Origin of the sequence: Candidatus Effluviviaceae Genus V sp. (genome assembly GCA_014728125.1) — a bacterium.
Lineage (GTDB): Bacteria > Joyebacterota > Joyebacteria > Joyebacterales > Joyebacteraceae > WJMD01.
Map to the genome: position 1 here is coordinate 1 of WJMD01000157.1, position 5,779 is coordinate 5,779.

A 5,779-nucleotide genomic window follows, 5' to 3' on the forward strand; every position below is an offset into this window, starting at 1 on the left:
CGGCGAGCCGGTGGAGGACGGTCAGACCTGGAAGGTCGGGCGGCTCCGTCTCGAAGCGCTCCACACGCCGGGGCACACGCCCGGACACATGGCGTACCTGCTCAAGGACCCCGACGGAGAGCCGTGGGTCGTCTTCACGGGGGACTCGCTCTTCGCGGGCGACCTGGGGCGCGTCGATCTCCTCGGTGCGGAGCGGAAGGACGAGCTGGCCGGGCTCATGTACGACACGGTCCACGAGAGACTCCTGCCGCTGGGCGACGGTGTGATCGTCTGCCCGGCGCACGGGGAGGGGTCGGTCTGCGGAAGCTCGATTTCCGAGCGGACGTGGACGACCATCGGTCTCGAACGGCGGCTTAACCCGAAGCTCGGTTTCGCAAGCCGCGACGAGTTCATCGAGCAGGTCGCAGTCATGGGGGAGCGTCCGCCGTACTTCCGGCGGATGGAGCGGTGGAACCTCGAGGGAGCGCCGCTCCTCGGGCGTATGCCCACGCCGTCGGCCCTGTCGGCGGGCGAGTTCGCTGGGCGCTCGGAAGGTGCGGTCGTCCTCGACACACGGACCGAGCTCGCGTTCGGCTCGGCGCACGTGCCGGGCGCGCAGTCGCTCTGGCTCGGAGGACTCGCGAGCTTCGCGGGCTGGTATCTGCCGTACGACCGGCCGCTTCTGCTGGTCGGCCGAGGCGACGGATTGGAGGAGGAGGTCCGGGGGCTTCTCCGTATCGGCTACGACGACGTGGCGGGGTATCTCTCCGGCGGAATGCTCACGTGGCACACGGCCGGGAAGGCGAGCGCGCGCATCCGGACCCACACCGTTCAGGACGTCTGCTCGTACCTCGACGGCGGGCACGAACTCGAGATCCTCGACGTCAGAAGCGACCGGGAACTCGAGACGGGAGGGAGGATTCCCGGTGCCCGGCATGTTCACGTGACGCAGGTTCCGGAGCGTCTGGATGACATCCCGAAGGGTGAGAGGACGCTGCACGTCTTCTGCGGAAGCGGGCTCCGATCGATGGTGGCGGCGAGCTACCTGGCCCGCAGGGGATGGGACGATCTTGCGGTCATCCTGGGAGGGCTCTCAGGATGGAAGTCGACGACGTGTCCGGTTGAACTCTAGGGAGAGACACGATGCACAGAGGATTCGAGGTCGGCCGGCTCTTCGGTATCCGCATCCGGATCGACTGGAGCTGGCTCATCATCTTCACGCTGATCACCTGGAGCCTCGGGGCGTCGTTCTCCGAGATGCACCCCGGGTGGTCGACCGCGACAGCGTGGAGCGTCGCCCTTGTCGCGGCGTTCCTCTTCTTCGGCTCGGTCCTGGCGCACGAGCTGGCGCACTCGCTCTTCGCCAGGTCCCGTGGGGTGCCCGTCCGCGTCATCACGCTGTTCCTGTTCGGAGGGGTCTCGAACATCGAGCGCGATCCCGACACGCCCAGGTCGGAGTTCATCATGGCCATCCTGGGGCCCCTGACGAGCCTCGTGATCGGCGGCGTCCTGCTCCTTCTGGCGTCGCTCATGGCGGCCTCGTCGCCGGGTTCCCTCGAGGACCCGGTCGCGTTCGTGGAGGGCCTGAGCCCTGTCACGACGGTGCTCATCTGGCTCGGCTCCGTCAACGTCTTCCTGGCCGTCTTCAACATGGTTCCGGGGTTCCCGCTCGACGGCGGCCGCGTGCTGCGGTCCGCCCTCTGGGCGGCGACCGGCGACCTCGTCAGGGCGACACGGTACGCGTCGTTCGTCGGCCAGGGGGTCGCGTGGCTCCTGATCCTGATGGGCATCGCTATGGTCTTCGGCATCCGGGTGCCCATCTTCGGGTCCGGATTCGGCGGACTGTGGCTCGCCTTCATCGGGTGGTTCCTCCACAACGCCGCAACCAGGAGCTACCAGCAGATCGTCGTGCGCGACATACTCGAGGGGGTGCTCGTCAAGCGGATGGCGATATCCAACCCGCCGACCGTCTCGCCCGATGCGACCGTCGAGGCTCTGGTGCACGACCACATCATGCAGACCGACGACCACGCGTTTCCCGTGATGGACGGGGAGGCGTTCGTCGGCCTGGTGACGCTCGGAGATGTACGGTCGGTCGACCGCTCGGAATGGCCATCGAAGCGCGTCAGGGAGATCATGACGCCGTCGAACGAACTCGATTCAGTGACACCGGATACCGACGCAGCGACCGCGCTCATGAAACTCGTGGGGAAGGACGTCCGTCAGCTTCCCGTCGTCGACGACGGCAGCCTGGTGGGACTGCTGAGACGCCGCGACCTCATGCGGTGGCTCCAGTTCCACTCGGACAGGGGTCTCCACGAGGGAATGACGCGCTCCGGACAGGGAGGGCGATGAGCGCCGGTCGAGCCCGGGAGGCGTCCGCCGACGGAACGCCGCGAAGGAGGCTCTGTGCCAGGCGTATTCAGACTGAACACGATCGACGACTACGGCGAGTTCATCGGGACCGAGGCGGTCGAGAGGATCCGCGAGAAGGCGGAGAGACTCTCGGGCGCACACGTCGCCAACGTGAACTCCACCTACTACGGCGGGGGCGTCGCCGAGCTCCTGTCGTCCCTGACCCTCCTCATGAACAGCGCCGGCATCCAGACGGGCTGGCGCGTCATCCAGGGTTCGCCCGATTTCTTCAGCATCACCAAGAAGATGCACAACGCTCTCCACGGGGCGGACATCAACCTCTCGAAGCGCAAGAAGACGATCTATGAGCACGTGGTCTACGGCAACTCGATGCGGAACCACCTGGACCACGACTACGTCATCGTCCACGACCCGCAGCCGCTTCCAATGATCCGGCATCACGAGAAGAAGGGCCCGTGGATCTGGCGGTGCCACCTCGACCTCCAGTCGCCGAACGAGGAGGTCTGGAGCTACCTCGAGCCGTTCATCGAGGACTACGATGCGGTGGTCCTGAGCCTCGAGGACTACCGGCGCGACCTCGAGACACCGCAGGTCTTCATGATGCCGGCCCTCGACCCGTTCTCCATCAAGAACCGCGTGCTCTCCGAGAACGAAAAGGACGAGCGGCTCGAACACTACGACATCCCGTCCGACAGACCGATCGTCTCGCAGATCTCGCGGTTCGACCGCTGGAAGGACCCCGAGGGCGTCATCGAGGCCTTCAAGAAGGCGAGCCGGGATGTCGACGCAACGCTGGTTCTGCTCGGGAACGTCGCGACGGACGACCCGGAAGGCGACCGCGTCTACCAGTCGCTCCTCGATGAGCGGTCCGACCGCATCATCATCCTGAGCCAGCAGGACTCCGCGCTCGTCAACGCGCTCCAGTGTCGCTCGACCGTCGTCGTCCAGAAGTCGATCCGCGAGGGCTTCGGCCTCACGGTCACCGAGGCGATGTGGAAGGGGACGCCGGTCATCGGAGGCAACTGCGGCGGCATCCGCAACCAGATCACGGATGGCGAGAACGGCTATCTGGTCGAGTCGGTCGACGAGACCGCCGAGCGGATCGTGGAGCTCGTGCGCGACCCGGAGAAGGCCGCGGAGATGGGACGGGCCGCGAAGGAGACCGTCACGGAGCGGTTCCTCCTGACGCGCCTTCTCGAGGAGTACCTCGATCTGATGAACGGGTTCGAGACCCGCTACATTCTCGGGTCGGAGGGGGCATCGTGAGAATCGTGGTATTCGAGGTCGAGGACTGGGAGCGGGACGCCTTCGCCGGACTGCGTGAGGGCGGGCACGAGCTCGAGCTCGTGCCGGAGCCGCTGGACGCTGAGAACGCGGCCGAGCACGCGGACGCCGAGGTCGTGTCGACCTTCATCTACTCCGACTTGTCGGAGAAGGTCCTCAGGAAGCTCCCGTCGCTCCGGCTTGTGGCGACGCGTTCGACCGGTTACGACCATGTCGCGCTCGACCACTGTGCCGAGCACGGCATCGCCGTCGCGAACGTCCCCGAGTACGGGTGTCACGCGGTGGCGGAGCACGTCTTCGCGCTTCTGCTCACGATCAGTCACCGGATCGCCGATGCCATCGACCGGACGCGGAAGGGCGACTTCTCAATGAAGGGGCTGGTCGGCTTCGACCTCCGGGGCAGGACGCTCGGCGTTGTGGGGACCGGCAGCATCGGGCGGTGCGTCATCAAGATCGCCGGCGGGTTCTCCATGCCCGTCCTGGCCTTCGACGTGAACCCCGACGAGGCGTACGCGCGGGAGGCCGGGTTCGAGTACGTGGAGCTCGACGAGCTTCTGAGGCGGTCTGACGTCGTCACGCTCCACGTCCCGGCGAACAAGGCGACGCACCACCTGCTCTCCGCGCGCGAGTTCGAACAGATGAAAGAGGGGGCGGTCCTCATCAACACCTCGCGCGGCAGCGTCATCGATACGGCGGAGCTCCTGAGGGCTCTGACGGAGGGGGCGGTGTCGGCGGCGGGGCTCGACGTGCTCGCCGAGGAACCGACGATCCGTGAGGAGGCGGAGCTCCTGCGCTCCATCTACCGGAAGGAGCACGACCTCGAGACGCTCTTCGCCGACCACATGCTGATGCACCTCAGGAACGTGTTCGTGACGCCGCACACGGCGTTCAACACGAAGGAGGCTGTGGAGACCATCGTGCGGACGACCATGGACAACATCCGGGCATTTGCGGAGGGCGAGCCCCGGAACATCGTGAACCAGTGACAGTGGGCGTGCCGGGCAACCGGACACGCTCCCGCTCGGAGAAGAGGAGGATACGGATGGCACGGATCGCAGTGAACGGCATGGGGCGCATCGGACGGGCGCTCGTCAAGATGGTCCTGGACGAGCCTTCCCTCGAGCTCGTCGCGATGAACGACCTCGTGTCCGCGGAGAACATCGCGTATCTCCTGAGGTACGACACCGTCTACGGACGCTTCGACCGTCCGGTCGAGCACGGCGACAAGGAGCTGGTGATCGAAGGGACGAGCTACCCGCTCCACTCTGAGAAGGACCCCGCGGAGCTCCCATGGAAGGAACTGAACGTCGACATCGTCTTCGAGTCGACAGGGGTCTTCACGAAGCGGGAGGACCTCGAGAAGCACATCGAGGCCGGCGCGCGGCACGCTCTACTGTCGGCGCCCTCGAAGAGCGAGGACGTCACCACGATCGTCCACGGCGTCAACACGCCCGAGGGCAAGCCGCAGATCATGTCGTGCGCGAGCTGCACGACGAACTGCATCACGCCTGTCGTCGAGGTGATGGGGCGACGCATCGGCTTCACGAAGGCGATCATGACCACCATCCACGCCTACACGGCGAGCCAGGGCATCGTCGACGGACCGCACAAGAAGATGCGGCGGGGGCGCGCGGGCGCCGCGAACTTCGTGCCCACCTCGACCGGCGCTGCGATCGCCGCGACGAAGGCGCTTCCACAGTACGAGGGGCTCTTCGACGGCGTCGCCGTGCGCGCTCCCATTCCCGTGGGCTCGATCGCGGACCTCGTCTTCCTGACCGGCCGGAAGACGACCGCCGAGGAGGTGAACGACGCGTTCCGGGAGGAGGCCGCGAGCGACCGCTACCTCGGCATCCTCGGCGCGTCCGACGACGAACTGGTCTCGTCGGACATCGTCGGAGACGACCGCGCTTCCATCGTCGACCTGGGCATGACCCGCGTCGTCGATGGCGACCTTGTGAAGATCATGGCGTGGTACGACAACGAGTGGGGCTACGCGCGGCAGATGATCCGCGAGGCCGTGAGGATCGCGGGGAGCTGAGGCGGTCGCGCGCCCGGCCCGCGAAGTGCCGCGGGGGCGGCTGTTCCGTCGAGCGAGCGACAGCAGAGGAGGTATCCGAGGATGTCCGACGCACTGGTTCGA

5 protein-coding genes are annotated in these 5,779 nt (G+C 66.6%); all 5 read left to right on the top strand.

The features are described 5' to 3' along the window. The coding region (locus tag GF405_09525) for an MBL fold metallo-hydrolase (GenBank protein ID MBD3368391.1) at window positions 1–1,111 on the top strand (1,111 nt) is incomplete at its 5' end. A gap of 11 nt (window positions 1,112–1,122) precedes the next feature. Further along, window positions 1,123–2,334 carry a CBS domain-containing protein gene (locus tag GF405_09530; GenBank protein MBD3368392.1) on the top strand — a complete coding sequence of 404 codons (1,212 nt, stop codon included), beginning with the start codon at window positions 1,123–1,125 and terminating at the stop codon, window positions 2,332–2,334. Window positions 2,335–2,388: 54 nt separating this feature from the next. Beyond that, window positions 2,389–3,621 carry a glycosyltransferase gene (locus GF405_09535; protein MBD3368393.1) on the top strand — a complete coding sequence of 411 codons (1,233 nt, stop codon included), beginning with the start codon at window positions 2,389–2,391 and terminating at the stop codon, window positions 3,619–3,621. Beyond that, window positions 3,618–4,625, top strand: coding sequence for a hydroxyacid dehydrogenase (locus GF405_09540; GenBank protein MBD3368394.1), 1,008 nt, complete (start codon window positions 3,618–3,620; stop codon window positions 4,623–4,625). Before GF405_09535 ends, GF405_09540 begins: the two co-directional genes overlap by 4 nt. A gap of 56 nt (window positions 4,626–4,681) precedes the next feature. After that, window positions 4,682–5,677 carry a type I glyceraldehyde-3-phosphate dehydrogenase gene (gene gap / locus GF405_09545; GenBank protein MBD3368395.1) on the top strand — a complete coding sequence of 332 codons (996 nt, stop codon included), beginning with the start codon at window positions 4,682–4,684 and terminating at the stop codon, window positions 5,675–5,677. The last annotated feature ends 102 nt before the right edge of the window (window positions 5,678–5,779 follow it).

Excerpts from the sequence above, each read along its gene's own strand:
- gap (MBD3368395.1), top strand. The coding sequence starts at position 4,682 with ATGGCACGGATCGCAGTGAACGGCATGGGGCGCATCGGACGGGCGCTC.
- GF405_09530 (MBD3368392.1), top strand. The coding sequence starts at position 1,123 with ATGCACAGAGGATTCGAGGTCGGCCGGCTCTTCGGTATCCGCATCCGG.